The 24,448-nt window shown below is 33.8% G+C and carries 25 protein-coding genes; 13 read left to right on the top strand and 12 right to left on the bottom strand.

What is annotated here, in order from left to right; all coding sequences use genetic code 11:
* Positions 1 to 10: 10 nt before the first annotated feature.
* From mazG to ruvX, 9 genes are all read right to left on the bottom strand, one after another.
* Positions 11 to 784 carry a nucleoside triphosphate pyrophosphohydrolase gene (gene mazG / locus M0D21_RS11110; RefSeq protein WP_248329421.1) on the bottom strand — a complete coding sequence of 258 codons (774 nt, stop codon included), beginning with the start codon at positions 782 to 784 and terminating at the stop codon, positions 11 to 13.
* Positions 785 to 795: 11 nt separating this feature from the next.
* A complete protein-coding gene (locus M0D21_RS11105; RefSeq protein ID WP_248329419.1) occupies positions 796 to 1,740 on the bottom strand; it encodes an NAD(P)H-dependent flavin oxidoreductase in 945 nt (314 codons plus the stop codon).
* A 77-nt stretch (positions 1,741 to 1,817) separates the two neighbouring features.
* On the bottom strand, positions 1,818 to 3,005 hold the full coding sequence (mnmA, locus tag M0D21_RS11100; RefSeq protein WP_248329417.1) for a tRNA 2-thiouridine(34) synthase MnmA: 1,188 nt from the start codon (positions 3,003 to 3,005) through the stop codon (positions 1,818 to 1,820).
* A gap of 138 nt (positions 3,006 to 3,143) precedes the next feature.
* Positions 3,144 to 3,827 carry a toxin-antitoxin system YwqK family antitoxin gene (locus tag M0D21_RS11095; RefSeq protein ID WP_248329415.1) on the bottom strand — a complete coding sequence of 228 codons (684 nt, stop codon included), beginning with the start codon at positions 3,825 to 3,827 and terminating at the stop codon, positions 3,144 to 3,146.
* A 147-nt stretch (positions 3,828 to 3,974) separates the two neighbouring features.
* Positions 3,975 to 5,885 carry a membrane protein insertase YidC gene (yidC, locus tag M0D21_RS11090; protein WP_248329413.1) on the bottom strand — a complete coding sequence of 637 codons (1,911 nt, stop codon included), beginning with the start codon at positions 5,883 to 5,885 and terminating at the stop codon, positions 3,975 to 3,977.
* Positions 5,886 to 5,976: 91 nt separating this feature from the next.
* Complete coding sequence (locus tag M0D21_RS11085) at positions 5,977 to 7,617, bottom strand: CTP synthase (protein ID WP_248329411.1); 1,641 nt, start codon at positions 7,615 to 7,617, stop codon at positions 5,977 to 5,979.
* 197 nt (positions 7,618 to 7,814) lie between these two features.
* Positions 7,815 to 8,234, bottom strand: a complete 420-nt coding sequence (locus M0D21_RS11080) for a DUF5606 family protein (protein WP_248329409.1) — start codon at positions 8,232 to 8,234, stop codon at positions 7,815 to 7,817.
* Positions 8,235 to 8,308: 74 nt separating this feature from the next.
* Positions 8,309 to 8,899 carry a peptide deformylase gene (gene def / locus M0D21_RS11075; protein WP_248329407.1) on the bottom strand — a complete coding sequence of 197 codons (591 nt, stop codon included), beginning with the start codon at positions 8,897 to 8,899 and terminating at the stop codon, positions 8,309 to 8,311.
* A 23-nt stretch (positions 8,900 to 8,922) separates the two neighbouring features.
* Positions 8,923 to 9,333 carry a Holliday junction resolvase RuvX gene (gene ruvX / locus M0D21_RS11070; protein ID WP_248329405.1) on the bottom strand — a complete coding sequence of 137 codons (411 nt, stop codon included), beginning with the start codon at positions 9,331 to 9,333 and terminating at the stop codon, positions 8,923 to 8,925.
* Between the two features lie 125 nt (positions 9,334 to 9,458).
* Between ruvX and M0D21_RS11065 the strand changes: the two genes are divergently transcribed.
* From M0D21_RS11065 to M0D21_RS11055, 3 genes are all read left to right on the top strand, one after another.
* Complete coding sequence (locus M0D21_RS11065; protein WP_248329403.1) at positions 9,459 to 10,274, top strand: 2,3,4,5-tetrahydropyridine-2,6-dicarboxylate N-succinyltransferase; 816 nt, start codon at positions 9,459 to 9,461, stop codon at positions 10,272 to 10,274.
* Between the two features lie 77 nt (positions 10,275 to 10,351).
* The gene (locus M0D21_RS11060) at positions 10,352 to 11,416 is read left to right on the top strand and encodes a glycosyltransferase family 9 protein (RefSeq protein ID WP_248329401.1); all 1,065 of its coding nucleotides are present in this window, start codon (positions 10,352 to 10,354) and stop codon (positions 11,414 to 11,416) included.
* Between the two features lie 113 nt (positions 11,417 to 11,529).
* A complete protein-coding gene (locus M0D21_RS11055; protein ID WP_248329399.1) occupies positions 11,530 to 12,297 on the top strand; it encodes a glycosyltransferase family 2 protein in 768 nt (255 codons plus the stop codon).
* Here M0D21_RS11055 and M0D21_RS11050 read toward each other — a convergent pair.
* Positions 12,272 to 13,072, bottom strand: coding sequence for a lipopolysaccharide kinase InaA family protein (locus M0D21_RS11050; RefSeq protein WP_248329397.1), 801 nt, complete (start codon positions 13,070 to 13,072; stop codon positions 12,272 to 12,274). The genes M0D21_RS11055 and M0D21_RS11050 overlap by 26 nt on opposite strands.
* Before the next feature lie 11 nt (positions 13,073 to 13,083).
* Positions 13,084 to 13,731 (bottom strand): class I SAM-dependent methyltransferase, encoded by a 648-nt coding sequence (locus tag M0D21_RS11045; protein WP_248329395.1) that lies wholly within the window; start codon positions 13,729 to 13,731, stop codon positions 13,084 to 13,086.
* 121 nt (positions 13,732 to 13,852) lie between these two features.
* Between M0D21_RS11045 and M0D21_RS11040 the strand changes: the two genes are divergently transcribed.
* The 8 genes from M0D21_RS11040 (at position 13,853) to M0D21_RS11005 (ending at position 21,402) form a co-directional block, all read left to right on the top strand.
* The gene (locus M0D21_RS11040; protein ID WP_248329393.1) at positions 13,853 to 14,782 is read left to right on the top strand and encodes a glycosyltransferase family 2 protein; all 930 of its coding nucleotides are present in this window, start codon (positions 13,853 to 13,855) and stop codon (positions 14,780 to 14,782) included.
* A 1-nt stretch (position 14,783) separates the two neighbouring features.
* Positions 14,784 to 15,893, top strand: a complete 1,110-nt coding sequence (locus tag M0D21_RS11035; RefSeq protein WP_248329391.1) for a glycosyltransferase family 4 protein — start codon at positions 14,784 to 14,786, stop codon at positions 15,891 to 15,893.
* Positions 15,886 to 16,455, top strand: coding sequence for an L-threonylcarbamoyladenylate synthase (locus M0D21_RS11030; protein ID WP_248329388.1), 570 nt, complete (start codon positions 15,886 to 15,888; stop codon positions 16,453 to 16,455). Before M0D21_RS11035 ends, M0D21_RS11030 begins: the two co-directional genes overlap by 8 nt.
* An 8-nt stretch (positions 16,456 to 16,463) precedes the next feature.
* Complete coding sequence (locus tag M0D21_RS11025; RefSeq protein WP_248329386.1) at positions 16,464 to 17,888, top strand: CCA tRNA nucleotidyltransferase; 1,425 nt, start codon at positions 16,464 to 16,466, stop codon at positions 17,886 to 17,888.
* 4 nt (positions 17,889 to 17,892) lie between these two features.
* On the top strand, positions 17,893 to 18,927 hold the full coding sequence (locus M0D21_RS11020; RefSeq protein ID WP_248329384.1) for a COX15/CtaA family protein: 1,035 nt from the start codon (positions 17,893 to 17,895) through the stop codon (positions 18,925 to 18,927).
* A gap of 69 nt (positions 18,928 to 18,996) precedes the next feature.
* Positions 18,997 to 19,506 (top strand): plasmid pRiA4b ORF-3 family protein, encoded by a 510-nt coding sequence (locus M0D21_RS11015; protein ID WP_248329382.1) that lies wholly within the window; start codon positions 18,997 to 18,999, stop codon positions 19,504 to 19,506.
* Positions 19,507 to 19,567: 61 nt separating this feature from the next.
* The gene (locus M0D21_RS11010) at positions 19,568 to 20,626 is read left to right on the top strand and encodes a nucleoid-associated protein (protein WP_248329380.1); all 1,059 of its coding nucleotides are present in this window, start codon (positions 19,568 to 19,570) and stop codon (positions 20,624 to 20,626) included.
* A 2-nt stretch (positions 20,627 to 20,628) separates the two neighbouring features.
* On the top strand, positions 20,629 to 21,402 hold the full coding sequence (locus M0D21_RS11005) for a TSUP family transporter (protein WP_248329378.1): 774 nt from the start codon (positions 20,629 to 20,631) through the stop codon (positions 21,400 to 21,402).
* A gap of 62 nt (positions 21,403 to 21,464) precedes the next feature.
* Here M0D21_RS11005 and M0D21_RS11000 read toward each other — a convergent pair whose 3' ends face one another.
* Positions 21,465 to 22,532 carry a hypothetical protein gene (locus M0D21_RS11000; RefSeq protein ID WP_248329376.1) on the bottom strand — a complete coding sequence of 356 codons (1,068 nt, stop codon included), beginning with the start codon at positions 22,530 to 22,532 and terminating at the stop codon, positions 21,465 to 21,467.
* Between the two features lie 175 nt (positions 22,533 to 22,707).
* Between M0D21_RS11000 and M0D21_RS10995 the strand changes: the two genes are divergently transcribed.
* Both M0D21_RS10995 and M0D21_RS10990 read left to right on the top strand, forming a co-directional pair.
* Positions 22,708 to 23,607 carry an ABC transporter ATP-binding protein gene (locus M0D21_RS10995; RefSeq protein WP_248329373.1) on the top strand — a complete coding sequence of 300 codons (900 nt, stop codon included), beginning with the start codon at positions 22,708 to 22,710 and terminating at the stop codon, positions 23,605 to 23,607.
* A 4-nt stretch (positions 23,608 to 23,611) separates the two neighbouring features.
* Entirely contained in the window at positions 23,612 to 24,445 is an 834-nt protein-coding gene (locus M0D21_RS10990; RefSeq protein WP_248329370.1) for an ABC transporter permease, read from the top strand.
* Positions 24,446 to 24,448 lie beyond the last annotated feature (3 nt).

Below are 24,448 nucleotides of genomic sequence, written 5' to 3'. Positions count from 1 at the left end.
CGAGTAAGCGTTATATTTTTTTGGCTTCTTCCCAAAAAATATCCATTTCTGCCAAAGTCATATCTTTCAAACTTTTGTTATTCTCTTTGGCCTTATTTTCTAAATATTGAAACCTTTTGATAAATTTTTTATTCGTGCGTTCCAATGCATTTTCTGGATTTACATTTAAAAATCTGGCATAATTGATCATAGAAAATAAAACATCTCCAAACTCAGATTCTATCTTATCTTCATCCTGAACATTAACTTCATGCTGCAGTTCTTCAAGTTCCTCTTTAAGTTTTTCAAATACTTGATTTGGTTCTTCCCAGTCAAATCCTACTCCTGCAACTTTGTCTTGTATTCTATTTGCTTTTACCATTGCAGGGAGGGATCTAGGAACTCCTTCCAGGACACTTTTTTTACCTTCTTTTAACTTTAGATTTTCCCAATTTCTTTTTACATCTTCTTCATTAGCTACTTTTACATCTCCATATATATGCGGATGCCTGTTTATTAATTTTTCGCATATTTCATTAGCAACATCGGCAATATCAAAATCGTTGGTCTCACTACCAATCTTAGCATAAAAAACAATATGTAACATAAGATCCCCAAGTTCTTTTTTCACTTCCTCGAGATCATTATCTAAAATAGCATCTCCCAATTCGTAGGTTTCTTCAATCGTTAAATGCCTAAGAGATTGTAGGGTTTGCTTTTTATCCCATGGACATTGTTCTCTCAATTCATCCATGATTGTTAGTAATCTATCAAACGCTTTTAACTGCTCTGCTCTCGAATTCATAAATAGATATGTTAAATAGAAAGTTTTTCCATTTCTTTTCTCGTACTGTTAAATTCGGCAATCATATCTGTAACAATATCTGCCGCCGGTTTAATATCATCTATTAACCCAGATACTTGTCCAATTTCAAGTTCTCCTTCTACCAAATCCCCCTCGAACATTCCCCGTTTTGCTCGGGCTCTACCCAATAGCTCTTTTAATTCTTCAACAGAAGGACCTTTAACATATAGATCAGCGACGTCTTGGTAAAATTTGTTTTTCAGCATTCTAACTGGAGCCAGTTCCTTAAGGGTAAGCTGAGTATCACCCTCTTTGGCCTCTACCACCATATTCTTGAAATCGATATGTGATGAAGCCTCATCACTAGCAACAAAACGACTTCCTACTTGAACACCATTTGCCCCAAGAGCCATAACTGCATACATTGCAGCTCCAGTTGCAATACCCCCAGCTGCTATTAAAGGGATTTCTATTTCTTTACTTATCATAGGTATCAACGCCAAAGTCGTAGTTTCATCTCTACCATTGTGTCCACCGGCTTCAAAACCTTCGGCAACAATAGCATCAACACCTGCCGCTTGTGCTTTCAAAGCGAACTTCAAACTACTAACAACATGAACCACGGTAATACCTTTCTCCTTTAAATAGCTAGTATATGTTTTTGGATTTCCAGCCGAAGTAAAAACTATTTTTACCCCTTCCTCGATAATAATCTCAATAATTTCTTCAAGATTCGGGTACAGCATAGGAACATTTACTCCAAAAGGTTTATCAGTAGCTTTTTTACATTTCTGAATATGTTCTCGCAGCACTTCTGGATACATAGATCCAGCACCTATAAGCCCTAAACCACCTGCATTACTTACTGCACTCGCTAATCTCCAACCGCTTGCCCAAATCATTCCTCCTTGCACAATAGGGTATTTTATACCAAATAACTCTTTGATTGTGTTCATTTATTTTGCGTTTAAAAACCCCAAAGATTACATAACCTTTGGGGTTTTATACTATATTATTTTTTAGTGATCACAAGTTACGAAATTACTCCAGATCCAACTAATTCATCTTCTAAATACCAGGCTACAAACTGACCTTCAGTAATTGCACTTTGATTATTTTCAAAAACCACATACATACCAGAGTCTACCATATATAATTTGGCCTTCTCTAAAGGTTGACGATATCTAATTCTGGCTAATACTTCTAACTCTTCATCAACGGTCAATCGTAAGTCGTCTCTTACCCAATGTAGTTCATCATTGGTAATAAATAATGCTTTTCTATAAAGACCTGGATGATTCTTTCCCTGACCCGTATAAATCACATTCGTTTCTACATCGGTTTCAATTACAAATAAAGGTTCTGGAGTGCCTCCTACTCCTAATCCTTTTCGTTGACCTTTGGTATAATAATGGGCCCCTTGATGTTGGCCTACGACCTTACCTTCACCGGCAGAATAACTATATTTTGCAGACAAAAACTCTAGCTCCTCTTTCTTTGATGTGAACTGAGGTATCTCTTTCTGATATTTTCCTTCAGAAGAAGGAATCTCAACAATATCCCCTTGTTTGGGTTGTAATTTTTGTTGCAGAAATTCTGGTAAACGAACTTTCCCAATAAAACATAACCCTTGAGAATCTTTTTTATCTGCTGTTACCAAATCTTGTTTTGCTGCTATTTCTCTAACCTCTGGCTTAAGAAGCTCTCCTACCGGAAACAATGTTTTGGATAGTTGCTCCTGTGATAACTGGCATAAAAAATAAGATTGATCTTTGTTAAGATCTTTTCCTGCCAATAAGCGATGTACCTCCTTACCGTTTTCTACTATAGTTTCTTTTCTACAATAGTGACCGGTAGCTACATAATCTGCCCCTAGAGACAACGCTATCTTAAGAAAAACATCAAATTTAATTTCTCTGTTACATAATACATCTGGGTTCGGCGTTCTACCCTTTTCATACTCATTAAACATGTAATCTACAATGCGTTCTTTATACTGCTCACTTAAATCTACTGTTTGAAATGGGATACCCAATTTTTCGGCCACTAATAGTGCATCATTACTATCGTCTAACCAAGGGCACTCATCTGAAATAGTTACAGAATCATCGTGCCAATTTTTCATAAATAATCCTATGACCTCATACCCTTGCTCTTTTAACAGGTATGCTGCAACACTAGAATCAACTCCTCCTGAAAGTCCTACGATTACTCTTTTCATCAAAAAACTCCTTTTCTTTTACCTCAATTTGGTTTTTAAACTATTATTATTTCCGCAAAAATACTAAATAAAAAAAGCAATACTTTGTATTGCTTTATGGTTTTGTCTATATCTATATTTTATAAATCAATACCAATATCAGCCCCTTTTTTCTAAAGGAAAAAGCTTTCGTTCGGTAATCTTACCGTTGGTATAATAGTTCCAGATGCTATCTTTGCGATCTCGTTTATATTTTCCTTCTATGATAAGATTCCCTTCAGTATCATAGTATTTGGTTAGTCCATGCAGTTGACCATTTTCATAGGTATATTCTTTCAGCATGATCCCTTTTTCTGAATAAATGACTCTTTTTCCATGTCTTTTTCCTGCCAGATATTGAGTTTTTTCTGTTAATTGACCATTGTCAAAATAAGTCAATTGCTCACCATCTAGCTTACCATCAACATACTTCTCGGTCATCATTATTTTATCTGATCCATTATGAAAATATTTCCAAAGGCCTATACGAGCTTTAAGAACCATTTTTCCTTCACTTATCACTTTTCCTTTCACACTAAGATATCGCACTAAGACTGTGTCACTTTCTTTAGAAAAGATTTTAATAGCTGTAGGTGACTTTCCTCCACTTGGTTTATAAAACTTAAATTTACCTACCTCCTTACCGTGATCAAAAGTACCTTCATATCTAATTTGATCACTGTTATCGTATCTTTTTCTCCATTTTCCATGTCTCTTGCCATCAGCATCAAATTGATTATATTCTTGAGCCGAAAGAGCAATACTTGTACAGATAAAAACACAAAGTAAAAATATGTTTCGCATAATTACATTATTTGGGACTTTATTTCAACGAAGATAAATTCCAAAAAGTATACCAATTTTATTAATACCTAAAATTATTAAAACAACTCTAAAATACAAAAAAAGCTCCTTTAGAGGAGCTTTTTGCTTTTCTAAGGCATGTATATGCTACTTCTTTTTAGTTTTTTGCTTTTGTTGTTGCTTTTGTTGTTGTTCTGCCTGCTCCATAAGTTCCTTCATCTTTTGCTGAAATCTACCTTTTTTCTTAGGCTTCTTCTTATTTTCCTGGATCTTTGCATGAATCTTGTCTTCATCAATAATCACATTCTTAATAACCAACATAATACCAATAGTAATTAAGTTAGAAATAAAATAATACAGTGATAATCCACTAGCATAGTTGTTAAAGAAAAATAACATCATCAGCGGAGATAAATACATGATGAATTTCATGTTAGGCATTCCTGGCTGCTGAGTTTGCATAGTTTGCCCTGTTGTCATTGTCATATATATGAATATAGCAACCGATGCTAAAATCGGGAATAAACTAATATGATCTCCATAGAATGGTATTTCAAAAGGTAGCTGAGCTATTGTATCATAACTTGATAGATCGCTTGCCCATAAGAAACTCTTTTGTCTCAATTGAAATGCACTTGGGAAAAAGTTGAACAGTGCATAAAATACAGGAATTTGCATTAAAGCCGGCAAACAACCACTCATAGGATTTACCCCAGCTTTGCTATATAACGCCATAGTTTCCTGCTGTTTTTTCATGGCATTATCTTTATACTTCTCATTAATTTCTGTAATCTCTGGGCGTAATACTTTCATTTTTGCCTGAGATAAGTACGACTTATAAGTTACAGGAGAAAGAATAATACGTACAATTATGGTCATAACTATAATTGCAATACCATATGGTAAGAAACCACTTAAAAACCCAAAGAAAGGAATAAACAAATACTTATTTATTATACCAAATATTCCCCATCCTAATGGCACTATTTCGTCTAGATTACGATCATAAGAATTCAATATTTTATAATCAGTAGGTCCATAGTACCAATTCATAGCATAATTAAGTTCCCCTCCTTTTAGATCCAAAGGTACAGAAGCTGCGAATTCTCTTGTTACCTTAATATCTTTATCTGCTTCTTCGGTATTTCCAGCTATATTCTTTGACTCAAAAGAAGCTGTTTTAAAAGGAGTATCTGTAAGTAATACAGATGTAAAGAAATGTTGTTTAAAAGCTATCCAGGAAACATTCTCTTCTTCTTCTTCGGCAAACTCTCCTTGACCAACATAATCGTCTTTGTCACCATCATACTCATATATAATTTCGGTATATCGGTTTTCATATGCAGCACTTTTGGCCTGTCTTGCTGCCTGCAATTTCCAATCTAGATTGATCGATTGACTGCTATTGAATACTTGTTGTAGTCCTTGAGAACGTATGGTAAAATCTAACATATATTCGTTAGGCTTTAACTCATAGCGGTATTCTAGAAATTTGGTTTCAGACACTTTTAATCGCATAGAAAGCACCGTATTTTCACCATTCTTGGTCACCGTTGGCTCAAAAAACAGGTCTTTAGTATTTAAAATTCTATTACCTGTAGTCCCAAAATTGATATTGAAAGAAGCATTCTTACCATCTTTGATTAAATATACCGGAACCGAATCATATCGTTTAAATTGCTTCAGTAAAGCTTCAGAAATATACCCTCCTCTATTGTTAACTTTTAACCTTAACAATTCATTTTCTATAGTTGTAAATGTATCCGACGCCGAAGGCAAACTTGCCGAATACGCAAACGCTCCTAATTGTGACTTTGCGCTAGCGAGTGCGACAGAATCCTGTGGGTTAGCCACTATTGCTTCGCTTTCTGTAACAAAATCTGTAGTAGTTTCTGTTTTGGTATCAGCTTTTTTTTCTTTTTCCAGTTGTTCTTGCTTGGCTTTTTCTGCTTCGATTTCCTCTGGAGTTGGCTGATTTAGATAGAACATCCATATTATGATTCCAAAAATAAGGGTGAATCCAATAATCGAATTAAGGTCAAATTTCTTTTCTTCCATCAATTTATGTATAAAAAGCCTTTATCCCACATTGTGGAAAAGGCTTTAGAGATTTATGTTAATCTTTTAATGTCAATTATCTCGCCAATTATTACCCCTGTGACACTTTGGCACCTTTGGCACTATTTGAATATGCTACGGCTGCTTTTATAAAAGCTATAAACAAAGGATGCGGATTGGCAACAGTACTTTTATATTCTGGGTGATACTGCACACCAACGAACCAAGGATGCTCTGGAATTTCAATAATTTCTACCAAACCAGTTTTAGGATTAATCCCTGTTGTTTGTAATCCTGCGTTTTCTAATTGTTCCTTATATGAATTATTATATTCATAACGATGGCGGTGACGTTCTGTTATTAGTTCTTTTCCATACGCTTCAAAGACTTTACTCCCCTCAGCCAATTGGCAATCCCAAGCTCCTAAACGCATTGTGCCTCCCATATCGGTAATATTCTTTTGCTCCTCCATTAAATCTATTACCGGGTTAGGGGTATTTTCATCTACCTCAACAGAGCAGGCATCTTTTAATCCTAAAACATTGCGTGAATATTCTATTACGGCCATTTGCATTCCTAAACAAATTCCAAAGAAAGGAACTTTGTTTTCCCTTGCATACTGTACCGCTTTTATTTTTCCTTCTATACCTCGCTCTCCAAATCCAGGAGCAACCAAAATACCATCAAGGTGTGCTATCTTTTTAGCAATTGTAGCATCATCAATATATTCAGAATGTATACTAACCACATTTACTTTTACCTCATTCTCTGCTCCTGCATGTATAAAAGCCTCTAAAATAGACTTATATGAATCCTGTAGTTCAACATATTTTCCTATTAACCCAATAGTCACTTCATGTTTTGGATTCTTATGCCTTTGTAGAAATTTATTCCAATTTTCTAAATTTGGAGTATTATCGTCACGTAAAACCAGTTGTTTTAGTACTACCGCATCTAGACCTTCCTCCAGCATAAGATTTGGCACATCATAAATGGTAGATGCATCAATAGATTGAATAACCGCTTCTGGTTTTACATTACAGAAAAGAGCCAGCTTACGACGTAAATCATCAGATAGTTCATGTTCGGTTCTGCACACCAATACATCAGCTTTTATTCCACTCTCCATCAGTGTTTTCACACTATGTTGGGTCGGTTTAGTTTTTAATTCTCCTGCTGCAGATAAATATGGAATTAATGTTAGATGAATCACTATTGCATTTGTGTCTCCTAATTCCCATTTTAATTGACGTACAGCTTCTATATATGGTAAAGACTCTATATCTCCTACAGTCCCTCCTATTTCGGTAATTACAATATCATAATCGCCGCTCTTACCCAGAATTTGGATTCTTTCTTTGATCTCATTAGTAATGTGAGGAACTACCTGAACTGTTTTTCCTAAAAATTCTCCACGTCTTTCTTTTTCTATAACGCTTTGATAAATTCTACCTGTAGTTACATTATTGGCTTGCGAAGTAGGAGTATTTAAAAAACGCTCGTAATGTCCTAAATCTAAATCTGTTTCTGCACCATCGTCAGTTACATAGCACTCACCATGCTCATAAGGGTTTAAAGTACCTGGATCTACATTAATATATGGATCCAATTTTTGAATAGTAACCCTGTACCCTCTTGCTTGAAGCAATTTAGCCAATGAAGCTGCAATAATTCCTTTTCCTAAAGAAGAGGAAACACCTCCGGTTACAAAAACATATTTGGTGTTAGCCATGTAAACTAAAATTTTATCTGTTGCGTTTGAATTCTGCGCAAAAATACAAAGAAGTAGTGAAACGCTGCATTGAATATTAAGCAATATTTCAGGAACTTATCCATACTTCATTAACAACTGAAATTCAAACAATTAAGTGTTTAAAAAATCAAATCCTGTCTAATGACAGGATTTATTATATATGATGATCTATACGTTTATTCTTCCTCTTCAGACGAATTGGTTTCAGAATCTGAAAAATCTGTAATTCCTTTTGATTGGAGAATATTATACCATTGTATAACTTTTTTCATATCACTTGCATATACTCGATCTTCGTCATAATCTGGTAAAACTTCACTGAAATACGCTATCAATTTATCTTTCGATTCTTTGTGACTTATAGCTTGTTCTCCATTCTCTTTTTCCTGTATTTTCTGAAAAATCTCCCTTAGCGGAACCTCTTCAGAAAAGGTATAGATAGCTATTTCGCTAAGCACACTTACATTATGTCGTATACTTACTGATAGCTTTTTCCCATCGATTAGAGATTCTGCCAAGAAACCACTTCTGGTTTGTGTTTTTAATTCATAAAGCCCTGGCTTTCCTGAAATCGCCAATATTTTATCTAAACTCATATGTTTTGTTTTCGAAGGTGGCAAATATCTGTAGATCGTTTTAAATAATCAAACATTGCTCACCTTAAAATTAATTATCTTCCTTTTTTTGCTAACGGAAAACGCATGCGATAATCTGCGTTTACTTTCCCCTTAGAGATATTGGTAAGTTTTCCTTTGATTAAACGTTTTTTGAGGCTAGAAAGTTTATCTGTAAATAATATTCCTTCGATATGATCGTATTCATGTTGAATAACTCGCGCTGCCAAACCTCCATACGTTTCTGTATGTTCTACAAAATTTTCATCAAAATAATTGATTTTGATTGTTTCGTTTCTAAATACATCTTCTCTTATATCTGGTATGCTTAAACATCCTTCAGTAAACGCCCATTCTTCACCTGTTTCCTCAAGAATAGTAGCATTAATAAAAACTTTCTTAAATCCTTTTAAATGTTCTCGCTCTTCTTCAGACAATTCTTCATCCTCAGAAAACGGTTCTGTATCCACTAGAAAAATTCGAATAGGAAGACCTATTTGAGGAGCTGCTAAACCTACGCCATGTGCAGCGTACATGGTTTCAAACATATTTTCAAGAAGCTCATCAAGTTTAGGATATTCTTTTTCGATATCCTTAGCTTTTTTCTTTAGAACGGGGTCTCCATATGCAACAATTGGAAGTATCATATATCTTAATGTATTTCTATTCGTTATCGATTATACAAATAATCCTGTAGTATAATCGTCGCACTTATTTGATCAACAAGAGCTTTATCTCTTCTTTTCTTTTTAGAAATTCCACTCGCTATCATAGTATCAAAAGCTATCTTAGAAGTAAATCGCTCATCTATTCTTTTTACAGGAATATTTGGTAACAACTTATTTAATTTTTCTAAAAAAGGCTGAATTAACTTTTCACTTTCTGAAGGTTCTCCATGTAACCTTTTTGGTTCTCCCACAACGAAAAGTTCGATTTCTTCCTTAGAAACATACTCCTTTAACCAAGGCAATAGTTCATGAGTATCTACGGTGGTTAACCCCGAAGCTATGATTTGGGATTCATCTGTTACAGCTATACCACAACGTTTCCCTCCATAATCTATTGCCAAAATACGAGCCATCTAATTTTTTTTGCAAAAGTATGATTTTATTATAAAAAGACCTTATTTATTAATGGTTTCCTAAAATATGGTTTATCCGTACTTTTTTCCACCGAAGCTATTATCTTTACCAAAATTTTTAATCAATGAACCAACTAAAAGAAACTATAGAAAAAGCTTGGGATAATAGAGAGCTTTTGAAAGAACCTTCAACACAAGAAGCTATTCGAGAAGTCGTTAACCTACTAGACAAAGGTGAGTTAAGAGTTGCCGAACCTGTAGAAGGTGGATGGCAAGTTAATGAATGGGTAAAAAAAGGAGTTGTTTTATACTTCCCTATTCAGAAAATGGAAACTCTTGAGGCTGGTATTTTCGAATATCATGATAAAATTCCTTTAAAGAGAGGATACGAAGCCAAAGGTATTCGCGTTGTACCTAATGCAGTTGCTAGACATGGAGCTTTTATTTCTCCTGGCACTATTTTAATGCCAAGTTATGTTAATATTGGAGCTTACGTAGATCAGGGCACTATGGTGGACACGTGGGCTACAGTAGGTAGTTGTGCACAAATAGGTAAAAATGTTCATCTCAGTGGCGGAGTTGGTATTGGAGGCGTACTAGAGCCTTTACAAGCGGCCCCCGTAATCATTGAAGATAATGCCTTTATAGGATCTAGGTGTATTGTTGTAGAAGGTGTTCGGGTAGAAAAAGAAGCGGTATTAGGTGCTAATGTAGTATTGACTGCCTCGACAAAAATTATTGACGTTACTGGAGATACCCCTGTAGAAAGAAAAGGTGTTGTTCCTGCTGGGTCAGTTGTTATTCCGGGAAGTTACACCAAGAAATTTGCTGCTGGTGAATATAATGTTCCATGCGCCTTGATTATTGGAAAGCGTAAAGAGAGTACAGACAAAAAGACTTCTCTAAATGATGCGCTTCGTGAGTATGATGTAGCCGTTTAGTAAAACGAAGAAGATATTTTTGACATTGAGCTTGTTTTGCGACTTAAAACAAGCTCAATTATTTTGACAAATAGCTTATGAAAATCTTAGTTATTCAGCAGAAAATGATTGGTGATGTCCTTACAGGCTCTATTATTTGTGAGACCTTAAGGAAGGAATACCCCAACGCCACCATTGATTATCTGATATACACTAATACAAAACCTGTTATAAAAAACAATCCTTTTTTTGACAATATTATAGAGTTTAAACAAGAATATCGAGATAGTAAAAAAGAACTATTTAAATTTCTGAAAGAAATACGAAAATCTAAATATGATTATGTAATTGATGCCTTTGGGAAATTGGAGAGTAATTTGATTACATTGTTCTCTGGAGCACCTAAGCGCGTTTCTTTCTATAAGTGGTATACCCAATTTATTTACAATACCATTATTCATAGAAAATCTGAGACGTTAACCAATGCTAGTACAGCAATAGAAAATAGACTAAGATTAGTTTTACCCGAACATAGAATAGCCACCGAAATTGTAAAACCGCGAATTTTTCTTGACAAAGAAGAACAAGAACAAGCCAAAGAATTTCTTGAGTCTAATGGTATTGATGCCAAAACTCCCTTAATTATGATCAGTGTTTTGGGAAGCGAAGAGCGTAAAACCCTTCCTCTAAAATACATGGCTAAACTAATTGATGAAATTGAATACCAAACCAAAGCAAATATCCTTTTCAATTACATCCCAAGTCAGGAAAAAGATGTGAAGACTATTTATGAATATACGCTCCCGCGTACACAAAAATGTATTCACTTTAATGTATATGCAAAAAGTCTTCGTGGCTTTATTGCCATTTTATCTCACTGTGATGCATTGATCGGAAATGAAGGAGGAGCAGTAAACATGGCCAAAGCACTAGATATACCTACTTTTACAATTTTTTCTCCTTGGATCATCAAAAAAGACTGGAATATGTTTGAAGACGGCCTAGATCATGACTCCATTCATTTGGCCGATGTAAGGCCTGACCTCTTTGATGATAGCTCACCTAAATCTCTTAAAGATCAATCAATAGAACTATACCAATATTTCACACCCGAATTAATTATCCCTCAACTAAAGAGCTATCTAATGCAACTGTTTAAATAACAAGATAGAGGTATATCGAAGGATATATTTTTGTAGCTGTACATACTAAGAATAATTCATGTGGTAAAAATGGTTATTTTTGCGCAAAATCATATTTAAAAAAGGAACTGACAATGGTAAAACTCTCTGGAGTAATCATTACATATAATGAAGAACGAAAAATTGAAACATGTCTAGCATCTCTAAAAGATGTGGTTGATGAAATTGTCGTTGTAGATTCCTTCTCCACAGATCGCACCGAAGAAATTTGCAAAAAATATGATGTGAAATTCGTAAAGCAAAAATTTCTTGGTTATAAAGAACAAAAGAACTTTGCCATCAACCAAGCTACTCATGATCATATCATATCTCTTGATGGAGACGAAGCATTATCTCCCAAACTACAGGAGACACTTTTAAAATTAAAATCAAATTGGGTATATGATGGTTATTATATGAACCGCTACAATAACTTTTGTGGACAATGGATCAAGCATTCAGATTGGTATCCCGACAAAAAACTACGTGCTTTTGTAAAAGGCAAAGGAGAATGGAAAGGTATTAATCCACATGATTCTTACAAACTACACGATCCAAAAAATTGCGGTAAACTCAAAGGTGATATTTTACATTGGAACTACCCTACATACAGTGCTTACAATACCCAAATTGAAAAGTTTTCTTCTATTTCTGCTCAATCCTATTTTGAGCTTGGTAAAAAAGCTACGTTATGGAAAATTTTATTTAATCCGTGGTGGGCTTTTTTTAAAGCTTACTTTTTAAGGTTAGGTTTTTTAGACGGTTTAAATGGCTTTATTATTTGTCTTCAAACTGCTAATCTTACATTTTTAAAGTATATAAAATTGAGGGAGATTATTAAATCGGAGAATCGGAAGGCATAGTTTTATACTTTTTCTTCCAAAAGAATACTCTTTTTTTAATTCTGATTTTTCTATAAAATTTATCCTGAAATTCTTTGGTAGTCTGCCACATGAGTTGAAATATTTTTTCTTCGTCTTCTCCTGTGCATTTTGCATATTCGTTACTCATGATCTCAATCATAGATTTATGAATAGTAAGCTTCGCAAAATTTTTCACCCTAGTTTCAAAATTCATGGGCCCAAACTCCATTCTATTGAGATCAACCAAATAAAAATCGTATCCTCCTCCAGTTTTTCTTTTTATTAAAGTATTTCCAGGAGAGTGGTCTAGAAAATTCACGCCATTTTCATGCAATTTATATGTAAAACGAGTAAAAGCTCTTAATATCTCTTCATGATCTGGAATACCGAAATCTGTGGTTAACTCCCTATAGGTCAAATCACAATCTACCAGCTCACTAACATAGTAACTCTTTTTGAATAAGAAAAGTGTTGTATATAAATCATAAGCGACAGGAAATGGAGTATTTATACCAAAGTCCAGCAATTTATTTGCATATTCATATGATCTTTGTGCTTTTGATTTTCTTAAAAACTTATACGCTACCTGATTTATAATATTGGGGATTTTAAAAGATTTAATAGTATACTCCTTCCCATCTACCTCAGCAATTTTTATAATGTTACGTTCTGCAGCTCCTAAAATTTTAGAATAACTCTCGAAATTGGATATTACTTCTTTTATTTTGGCCCTAGAAGCTTCATATTCAGGATGTAGTATAAATTTATTTTGCATTAACAAGCATATTATCTTTTAAACTTAGCAACAGTAGCATATTGTGGATACCTTATGTCTAACTGAGTAAATAAAACTGGTATATTATATAGATATGGCTTAATCGATTTACTTTTATTAATACCTTCATGATTTACCACTAAATACCCTAGCTCTTCATACATTCGTCTAATACTTTTGCCTGTAAAAAACCTAAGATGTGTTCTATCCATAACCCCAAAGTCCTCATACATCCAATCCTTTTTTACCAATACCCGCATAAAAGTATTATGATACCTTACATTTGGTATAGAACTTATTACCACCCCTTCTGGAGTAAGTTTATGTTTTATCTTGTCCAAAACCATGTAAGGATCTACCAAATGCTCTAAGACATCATTAAAATAAATAGCGTCAAAATAGTTATCTGGAAGTTCATCTAGATAATCTTCACATTTTCCAGAGAATACTTTAAACAATCTATCTTTAGCAACTTGAGCCTCATCATCCATATACTCTATACCCCAGACCTCTGCTCCAGTTTGCTCTTTCAAAACTTCTGCAAAAGCGCCATTACCACACCCAATATCAATGATCTTTTTAGGATTATCGGGTAGATATTTGATCATTTCATGACGTATATTATCGTAGTAACCTTCGGGCTTATTTTCGTAATCCATTCATTTGGTTTTTTGCAAATATATTCAAATAAAAAGTACCTGCACATGGAAACGAAATCATATTCATTTGCTTAATCTGTTTTCAACTTGTACTTTTGATTTTTATGCTCAAGGCTAACCTATGATAGACATTTCTGTAATACTTATTAATTACAACTCTTCCACTTTTACTGTAGATTGTATTAAATCTATCCAAGAACAAACTTCTTCTGAGATTTCGTATGAATTTGTGGTAGTTGACAATGCTTCTGAAATTGAAGACTATACGTCTCTAGAGACAGCTATTCAATCTCTAGACTTGCCAAATTTAACCTTTGTTAGAAGTAAATTCAACACCGGTTTTGGAGGTGGTAATATGCATGGAGTGCAATTTGCAAATGGTAAATATTATGCCTTTGTAAATAATGATACCATTTTACAAAATGACTGCTTAAAAATAGTATTTGATTTCCTTGAAAGTAACAAAAATGCTGCCATTTGCTGTCCACAACAATATGATGAAAATGGCAATGTACAAAAGTCTTTTGATCATTTTTTAAGTTTGAGAAGAGAGCTTTTTGGCCGTGGTATTTTAGAAAAAATAAATCCTAAAAAATATCCGAAAAGACAAAAAGTTTATACGAACCCTGTGAAAGTACAAAGTGTTCCTGGATCATTTCTCGTTGCAAAGGCTGACGCTTTTGATGAAGTTGGAGGGTTTGATACTAATATTTTTCTGTACTATGAAGAAACAGACCTTTGTTATAGAATCGCCAAACACATAAAAAATGGTGATTGTTTTCTAGTTCCGGAAGGGAGATATACACATTTCAAAGGACAAAGCACAGGAAAGAGTTTAGCAATAAAAAAAGAACTTAAAATATCTTTATTATACGTATTGCGAAAAAACTCAGGATATTTGGCGTATGAAATTTTGAGATGGTGGTTAACTATTAAGTTTTTATTCAAGTCGGTATTTAAACCCAAAAATTTCGCACTTTTTACTTTATTTCTAAAAGGTGCTTCATTAAGCGAATCTTTAAAACAAAAACAAACTATAGCAAAACAATAGTATGCATATTTTACATTTATCTGCAGTAACGAATTGGGGTGGTGGCGAAAATCATATTGAAAATTTATGCAGTGAACTAGCTTCAACACATCCCGAAGTAAAAAACACTATTTTTTGTGTAAATAACTCTCCTTTTCATGAGAGACTCAAGAAAACAGACTTGCCTGTTATACCAGCTCCTTTACGCATAAAAATTGACCCTGGATACGTTTTTAAATTAGGTCGTGTATGTAAAAAGGAAAAAATTGACATCATTCACATTCACGACCCAAGTGCAATTCAATTGGCAATTATTGCAGATAAACTTTATAACCTTCCACCTTTTATCTTCAGTAAAAAAACCTCTTTCCCTATCAAACAGCGAAAAAAAACACTGTATAAATACAACTATCCCAAGATTAAAAAAATACTTTGCGTTTCAGAAGAGACCAAAAGAATAGCCGAAAAAGGAATACGAGATCATGATAAACTTATAACCATTTATCATGGAACAAATTTAAAAACCAAAAGCGCAGAAACTCCGTTTAAGATTAGAGATAAATACAATATCTCTGATAACAAAATTATTATCGGAAATATTGCAAATCACATACGAGCAAAACACTTAGATACCTGGGTAGATATTGGAGATCAAATTGTAAACAAAGAAAAAAGAAATGATTTTTTCTTTGTACAAATTGGAACATTCACCGAACGAACTGAGGCATTATTAACCCGAATAAAAGAGCTAAACTTGGAGAATCACATGATTTTTATGGGATATACTCCAAACGCTTCAAATTTCATCCCCCAATTTGGTATGTCTCTTATCACTTCGCAAAGTGAAGGGATCCCACAGTTTATCTATGAATCTATGTATCATAAAGTCCCTGTGATAAGTACAAATGTGGGAGGAATTCCGGAGATAATAGAACACGATGTAAATGGTCTACTAGCTCCAATGCATGATCCAGAAACATTAACAAAACACATATTACATCTGGCAAAGAAACCAGATACTCAAAAGAACTTTGTAGAGAGAGGATACACAAAACTCATGGAGAAATATACTACCAGTAATATGGCAGAACAGACTTTAAACGTTTATAAAAACATTGCAAATCATGGCTGATCAACAATTGGAAATCGAAAAAACACTTTCAGTTTTAAAAAAAGGAGGTATTATTCTTTATCCTACAGATACCGTTTGGGGTATTGGATGCGATGCCACCAATGCAGATGCTATAGATAAAATTTTTGCACTAAAACAAAGAGCAGAAAGTAAATCTATGATTTGCTTGGTTAGTGATTTCAAAATGCTTCAACAGTACGTTGAAGATGTTCCCGAAGTAGCTTATGATATATTGAAATACGCTTCAAAACCGACTACTATTATTTATGACAAACCTCTTCGAGTAGCAGAAAACATTGTTGCAGAAGATAATACCTTGGCTATTCGGGTGGCAAGAGATCCTTTCTGCGGAAAACTCATACGAAAATTCAAACGCCCTATAGTTTCTACTTCAGCTAATATAAGCGGGATGCCTACTCCAAAAAACTTTAAAGAAATATCCACCGCTATTTTGGAAGGCGTAGACTATGTTGTAAATTTGCCCCTACAAAAAAAAGGTATGAAACCATCTTCGATTATTAAAATTGGAAATGACAGTACCGTGAAAATTATCAGGAAGTAAATTGATTCATGTCTGAAGCCAAAAATTTTAAAAAAGCCTTACAACATCCAATATTTAAGACAATTACCAAAGCTGCAGAACATCTTAACGTAGATAGTTATGTAATAGGAGGATATGTAAGGGATTATATATTACAAAGAGGCACTGCCAAAGACATAGATATTGTTGCCGTAGGAAGCGGTATTGAATTGGCTAAAGAAGTTTCGAAACTACTGCCTAATAAACCTAAGGTTCAAGTTTTTAAAACCTATGGTACTGCTATGCTAAAAACTGATGATATTGAGATAGAATTTGTTGGAGCTCGTAAAGAATCATATGCCGAGAACAGTCGTAATCCAGTTGTAGAAAACGGAACTTTGGAAGATGATCAAAACCGTAGAGATTTCACCATCAATGCCCTAGCTCTTAACTTATCACAAGAACACTTTGGCGAATTACTAGATCCTTTTTCTGGTGTTGATGACATGAAGTCTAAACTAATTCGAACTCCGCTAAATCCTGATATCACCTACTCTGATGATCCGTTGCGTATGATGAGAGCTATTCGTTTTGCAACACAGTTAAACTTCAAAATTGAAGAAGAATCTTTACAAGCTATCACAAGAAATAAGGAACGTATTACCATTATTACCAAAGAGCGTATTGTAGATGAACTACATAAAATTCTATTAAGCGAGAAACCTTCGATAGGCTTTATATTATTAGAAAAAACCGGATTACTTAACTTTATTTTACCAGAGTTGATAGCATTAAAAGGTATCGATGAAATTGAAGGACAACGGCATAAAGATAATTTCTATCACACACTGGAAGTAGTTGATAATATCTCTGAAAACACTGATGATCTTTGGCTACGATGGGCCGCTTTATTACATGATATTGGTAAAGCGCCTACTAAAAAGTTCAGTAAAAAAGTTGGATGGACATTTCACGGACATGAATTCGTGGGCTCAAAAATGGTATATAAGCTGTTCAAGAGATTAAAAATGCCATTGAATGAAAAAATGAAATTCGTTCAAAAAATGGTTTTAATGAGCTCAAGACCCATAGTTATTGCTTCAGATGTTACAGATTCTGCTGTACGCAGATTAGTTTTTGATGCTGGTGACTATATCGAAGAACTTATGACATTATGTGAAGCAGATATCACAACTAAAAACCCGAAACGTTTTAAAAAATATCATAACAATTTCAAGATTGTACGACAAAAAATTGTTGAAGTCGAAGAGAGAGATCATGTACGTAATTTCCAACCTCCTGTGAGTGGGGAAGAAATAATGAAAACTTTCGACTTAAGACCGTCAAGAGAAATTGGCATCATCAAAGAAGCTATAAAAGAAGCTATTCTGGAAGGGGAAATCCCAAATGAACATGAAGCGGCATTCCAGTATATGCTACAAAAAGGAAAAGAACTAGGGTTAGAGAAAAATTAAGAATATGAAGAAGCATTTTAGAACTCTGATAATAACATCTATTGTTTTTATATATCTCATAATAATTGCAGGAGCTGTAGTGAGAATGACTGGTTCGGGAATGGGTTGCCCAGACTGGCCTAAATGTTTTGGATACTATATTCCACCAACAGAACAAGCTCAAATTCAGTGGCAACCAAATCATGATTATAAAAAAGGGTTCATTGTTATTGTTGATGAAGAATTGCGAATTGCTCCTCAAGATTTCACATCAGGACAACAATACAATTCATCGAATTGGAAACCTTATACCAAACATGACTATGCCAAGTTTAATGTATGGCATACATGGATCGAATATATTAATCGATTATGCACAGTACTTTCAGGTATTCCCATCTTACTCATGTTCTTTGTTTCGTTTAAGTTTTGGAAGAAAAATAAACAAATTCCTATTTTGGCAACTATAGTACTGTTAACCATGGGATTTCAAGCATGGTTAGGCAAAGTTGTTGTTGATTCGAATTTATTACCATTTAGAATCACCATACATATGGTAATGGCTTTTGTCATACTAGCTGTTCTAATTTTTCTTTTATTCTTAACCAAAGAACGATTTAGAATCGCCCATTTTTCTAGAACTTTTAAATCTATTTTGTTGTTTTCTGTAGGACTCACTTTGATTCAGGTAGCCCTTGGAACCCAAGTACGACAGCACGTAGATCAGCAAATAAAAACACTTGGAGACTCAGCAAAATCTCAATGGCTAGACCCACCAACCATTATGTTCTATGTACACAGATCTTTTTCTGTTCTTGTAGTATTGGTAAATGCTTGGCTATTCTTACAACACAGACGTTTACAACTAGGTTTACACAAACTAACATGGGTGATGATTTTTATTGGCCTGGAAGCATTTACCGGGATTTTAATGTATTATTTTGATTTTCCATTTTTATCACAACCCCTACATTTGGTATTGTCCTCATTACTATTTGGAGTACAATTTTTTATTCTTTTGGAAGTTTTTAAAACTAAACCAGAAATGGAAAAACTATAAAACAACAAGGTCAAAATCTGAAAGAAGTCACAAACTTGTTTGTATCTTTGCAAATCAAATTAGTCAAGAATGATTTATCGTTTTAGAGTTATATTAGACACTGAAGAAGATGTCTTTAGAGATATTGAAATTGAACAAGACGCAACTTTGGAGCAATTTCACAATGTAATCACCCAATCTTTTGGGTTTGACGGCACAGAAATGGCATCGTTTTACATTAGTGATGATAAATGGAACCAAGGTGAAGAAATATCTTTATTTGATATGAGTGATGGTGCGCAACCAATTCGACTCATGAATGAAACCAGTTTAATAGATGTGGTTCATGAAGCATCACCAAAACTGATTTATATCTATGATTTCTTAAACATGTGGACTTTCTTGGTAGAATTAGCTGAAATCGCAGATCACGAAAGCGGGATGAAATATCCGAACTTAATGTTTGTTCATGGACAAATCCCCGATCAAGCTCCCGAAAAGGAATTTACTGCCAACGAATCTGATGATTATGATGAGGACGAAGATTTTATGGATCTTGATGAATACAATGATTTGGGTTTTGACGAGAACTGGAACTGATAGTATCCAGAGTAATACTCAAATTCCTTGAAGCACTTTTTTACATTGAAACAAAAAAAATATGATCAACCTATATAGCACTCAAATTGAATCTCTTTCAATACACAAAATTGGTAATAAAAGCCGAAACGAAAATATCTTTCTTTCTGAAGCCCCTTATGCTATTAATGATGAATTAACAGCGCTGTTAAAAGAATATTTTTTCAAACCCTTTCGGGAAAAAGAGGAAAACTACTTTCAATTTGCTGATGAAGTTGACATTGAGTTTAACCCATTGTTTAAAATTTGTACCGAGATTTTTAATAATCCTGCATCAGTTCACGAGAAATCGAAAAGAATAGCATCTCTGCTTTATGAACAATCACAGCACCCACATATCAAAAGTGGTGAAGTATATGTTACCTATCTTGACAACGTAACAATAGATAATGAAAAGGTAGATGCAATTGGAATTTTTAAATCAGAATTGAAACACGATTTTCTTCAATTCGCTGAAAAAGAATCAAACATTGAATTACTCATTCAACAAGGAGTAAATCTTAATAAACTAGACAAAGGATGTCTTATTTTTAATCACAAAAAGGAAGAAGGATATAAAATACTTTCTGTCGATTCTAACAAATACGACACCAAATACTGGTTAGAGCATTTTTTAGGTGTTGAAGCTTTTGCCGATGAAAACTTCTACACGAAAAGATATATGAAATTTTGCCAGGATTTTGCAAAAGATGTTGTACTTCCAGCCGAAGATAAAAAGGAAGAAGTGATGTTTATGAATCGTGCTGTAAATCATTTTGCTAAAAACGATGAGTTCGATGAATCTGCATTTTTAAATGATGTTATAGACAATCCTGATCTGATTCCAGAATTCAAACATTACAAAGTCGAAAAAGCACCAAAATATCAAATAGAAGACCTTACCTCCTTTCCTATTGCCAATAATGCCGTTACAGCAGCTCGTAAGAAAATGAAGAATGTCATCAATTTGGATACCAATGTGCAAATTAAGATGGATTTCATCAACCCTGAATCTGCAGAAAAATTCGTTGAAAAAGGGTGGGATGAAGAAAAACAAATGTATTATTATTTAGTATATTTCAATAAAGAACAAAAGACCTAACCGTGGATTATGTTCTTGTTGGCATAATAGCACTGTTAGGATCTGGACTTACATTTTTTTCTGGTTTTGGTCTGGGCACCTTGCTTATGCCGGTATTTGCACTTTTTTTTCCTATAGATATTGCTATTGCGCTTACTGCCATTGTGCATCTGTTAAATAACATTTTTAAATTGACATTGGTTGGAAAGTCTGCCAATGTTAGAACAGTACTTCGATTTGGTCTTCCTGCTGCTTTATTTGCCTTTCTAGGCGCTTACATTTTAGGGCAACTTACCGAAATCCCTGCAGTATATTCATATACCCTTGGGGCCAAATCATATGAAATAACCGTAGTAAAAATATGTATCTCTCTATTACTTATATTCTTCTCCTTTTTTGATCTTATACCAAAACTAAAACGATTAGAAATAGACACTAAACACTTGCCCGTAGGAGGAGCGTTAAGTGGATTCTTTGGAGGTTTATCTGGACATCAAGGTGCATTGCGTACCGCTTTTCTTATACGAGCAAAGTTATCTAAAGAAGCATTTATTGCAACTGGAGTTGTAATAGCCTGCTGTATAGATATATCTAGAATTTCAATCTATGCAAAAGATATATCACAACTAGGAGATAGACTAAATTACCCTGTACTAATTGTTGCTACTATTATGGCTTTTACTGGAGCATACCTCGGTAATAAATTTTTAAAAAAAATCACGATTAACACCATACAAATGGTGGTAGGTATCTTTCTAATTATATTCTCGGTGTTGTTGGGAATAGGAATATTATAATGTCTTGTTTCTAAATAATAACTCTCTATTTTTTCAAGAGAACACAATTGTAAAAAAGAATTTTATCGATCTAATAAATTTTTCATATTCACATTTTCATAATTTCGTCTCACAAAGTCAAGGGCTGTTTTGAGTACTTCACCCATAGAATCGCTTCTTCTAAATTTTAAATCTAACGTAAAATTATAGAGATGCTCGCGTAACTCCTTTGTATTATCCTCGGTCGAAATCTGATCGGCACACATGCACTCTACCAAATTTTCATACCTCGATCTGGAAGCCAAAATACGCTTGGCCAAAATAGATCGTTCTTCTTTTTTATATTGTTCAATAGAGTTTGGCTGCAATTTTTTCATTACGATATCAACCATGTTAAAATTTTCTTTGAAAAACTGAGGTTGATATACTTTTAATTTTCCTTCATAACACTGCTGATCAAAGTCTATAGCCCTTATCTTATACTCTACATGGTCAAAATCATGAATAGGTATGATAACATAATTGTATGAGCGCATATCCCCTAATAATCGCATTTGACAACGCTCATTAAATTTCACAAATTCTTTTGCGATCTGTGATTTTGCCTGATCACTTAAGTCGGGTAAAAAATCCTTAATAAATACATCTCCGGGAATTCCCGCAATATGCTCCTCTATCAAAGTATTTTTATACACCAAAAAATTAATTCGATTCGGAGAAAACATATGCTCAAGTTCCAAACCATAAATTCTTGAAGCATCTGCCTTTTTCACATAGATATAAGTATAATTATCATTGAGAATGTTTCGTACTTTTATTCTAAAAGGTTTTGAGTTTCCGAAAGTACAATAGTCAATAGCGTCTATATTTAAAAACTCGATAGCATCCTCATTACCGTCAGAATGAAGAATAGTGTACACCTTTTTAAGACTTAGTTCTATCTCTGGTCGTTCATGTTCTTCGTAGTATACACGAACCCATAATGTATCTTCATCGTTACTATCATAAACCACTATAGATCCCGAAAACCGAAGTAAATCATCATAAAATACTGGAATCTTAATCTTTCGATTACAAGCTTTTAAATACGAATCCAACAAATCATTGATAGGATATGTTGGTTTTTTTTTTGACATTAATTTTTCTTCCATAACCATCTATCATTTCTTCTGGCAAGTTACGAATTCCAATGTTGAAACTCCAAAAACCCAATATACCCCGATTACAACAATATTAACAAATATCACAACTGTAATCTACCTTCAAATTGTAACAAATATTCTCCTCTGTCGTCTAGTTTAATATAACCACCAAAAAAATAGTTCATTGGAAAATATTCTAACGCTAAATAATCTCACCAAGAGATTTGGCCCGATAACCGCAGTAAAAGACTTATCCTTTACGATCAAAAAAGGGAATGTATATGGGATTCTTGGACCTAATGGAAGTGGAAAATCGACTACCTTAGGTATAGTTCTCAATGTTGTTAACAAGACTTCTGGCGATTTTACTTGGTTTGATGGTAATACTTCTACCCATGATGCTTTAAAAAAGGTTGGAGCTATTATCGAACGACCAAATTTTTATCCTTATATGACCGCTGCTCAAAATCTAAAGTTGGTATGTCAGATCAAAGGAGTCGCTCCCGATAAGATTGAAGAAAAACTAGAAGTTGTTGGGTTATTAGATCGTAAAGACAGTAAGTTTAGAACATTTTCTTTAGGAATGAAACAACGATTAGCTATTGCTTCTGCTCTATTAAATGATCCTGAAATTTTAATTCTTGATGAACCCACAAATGGTCTAGATCCACAAGGGATCCATCAAATACGACAAATTATCAAAAAAATTGCTGCACAAGGAACTACCATATTATTGGCTTCCCACCTTTTGGACGAAGTAGAAAAAGTATGTAGTCATGTAGTCATTATACGAAAAGGGATTAAGTTGTATTCGGGACCAGTAGATGAAATGAACGCTAGTTACGGTTTCTTTGAACTAAAAAGTAATCAAAATTCTGCTTTAAAAGAGTGGTTATCTAAACAAGCACGTTTTAAAAGTTTTAAAGAAGAAGAAGACAAGCTTATCGCATTTTTAGCTGAAGAATTAGATGAAGAAAGTTTAAACAAGCAGCTATTCAATGATGGTATTATTCTTACTCATCTTGTAAAACGCAAAGAAAGCCTTGAAGAACAGTTCTTACAATTAACCAACAACTTAAACTAGACTCATGTTACGATTACTTAATATAGAATTCATTAAATTATGGAATAACAGATCCAGTAAATTTTTAATTTTTTGTTATTTTGGATTATTAATTTCAATTGCCTTATTCGCATCTATCAAATTTAATATTGGTCCTATAAAGTTCCATTTGGCAGACATGGGCATATTTAGTTTCCCTTACATCTGGCATTTTAATACCTTCGTTGCTGCTTTATTCAAGTTATTTTTAGCAATTGTCATAGTATCAATGGTAGCTAATGAATACAGCAATAAAACCTTAAAACAGAACTTAATTGATGGACTGAGCAAAAAAGAGTTCCTGGCGTCTAAATTTCTAACCGTAGTTGTTTTCTCGGTTATATCTACACTTTTTGTATTTGTAGTCTCTCTAATATTAGGCTTAATATTTTCTGATTACAATGAGATTCCTATTATATTTTCCGACTTAGAATATTTAATTGCCTACTTAGTAAAACTTATCGGTTTTTTCTCATTTTGTTTATTTATTGGAATCCTTATTAAAAGATCAGCATTTGCATTAGGGTTTCTATTCATCTGGTTCTTGGTGGTTGAAATTTTTCCTTACTTATATGTTATGTCAAAATACTCCAAAGACCTTGCTGATAAGATTTTTGCTTTCTTTCCATTTGGGTCTATGTGGAATCTTATCGATGAGCCTGGCTCTAGATTAAATGCGGTTCAGTCCTTGGCTAACCAGGTTGGAGAAGATATAAGTTATGACTATGCAGTACACTGGTATGAGATTGTAATTGTATTGGTATGGACGGTAATATTTGTAAGACTTTCATACTGGCTTCTTAAAAAGAGAGATTTATGATAT

It is taken from the genome of Aquimarina acroporae, from assembly GCF_023195925.1.
Lineage (GTDB): Bacteria > Bacteroidota > Bacteroidia > Flavobacteriales > Flavobacteriaceae > Aquimarina > Aquimarina acroporae.
This window is presented reverse-complemented; position numbering and strand designations above follow the sequence as displayed.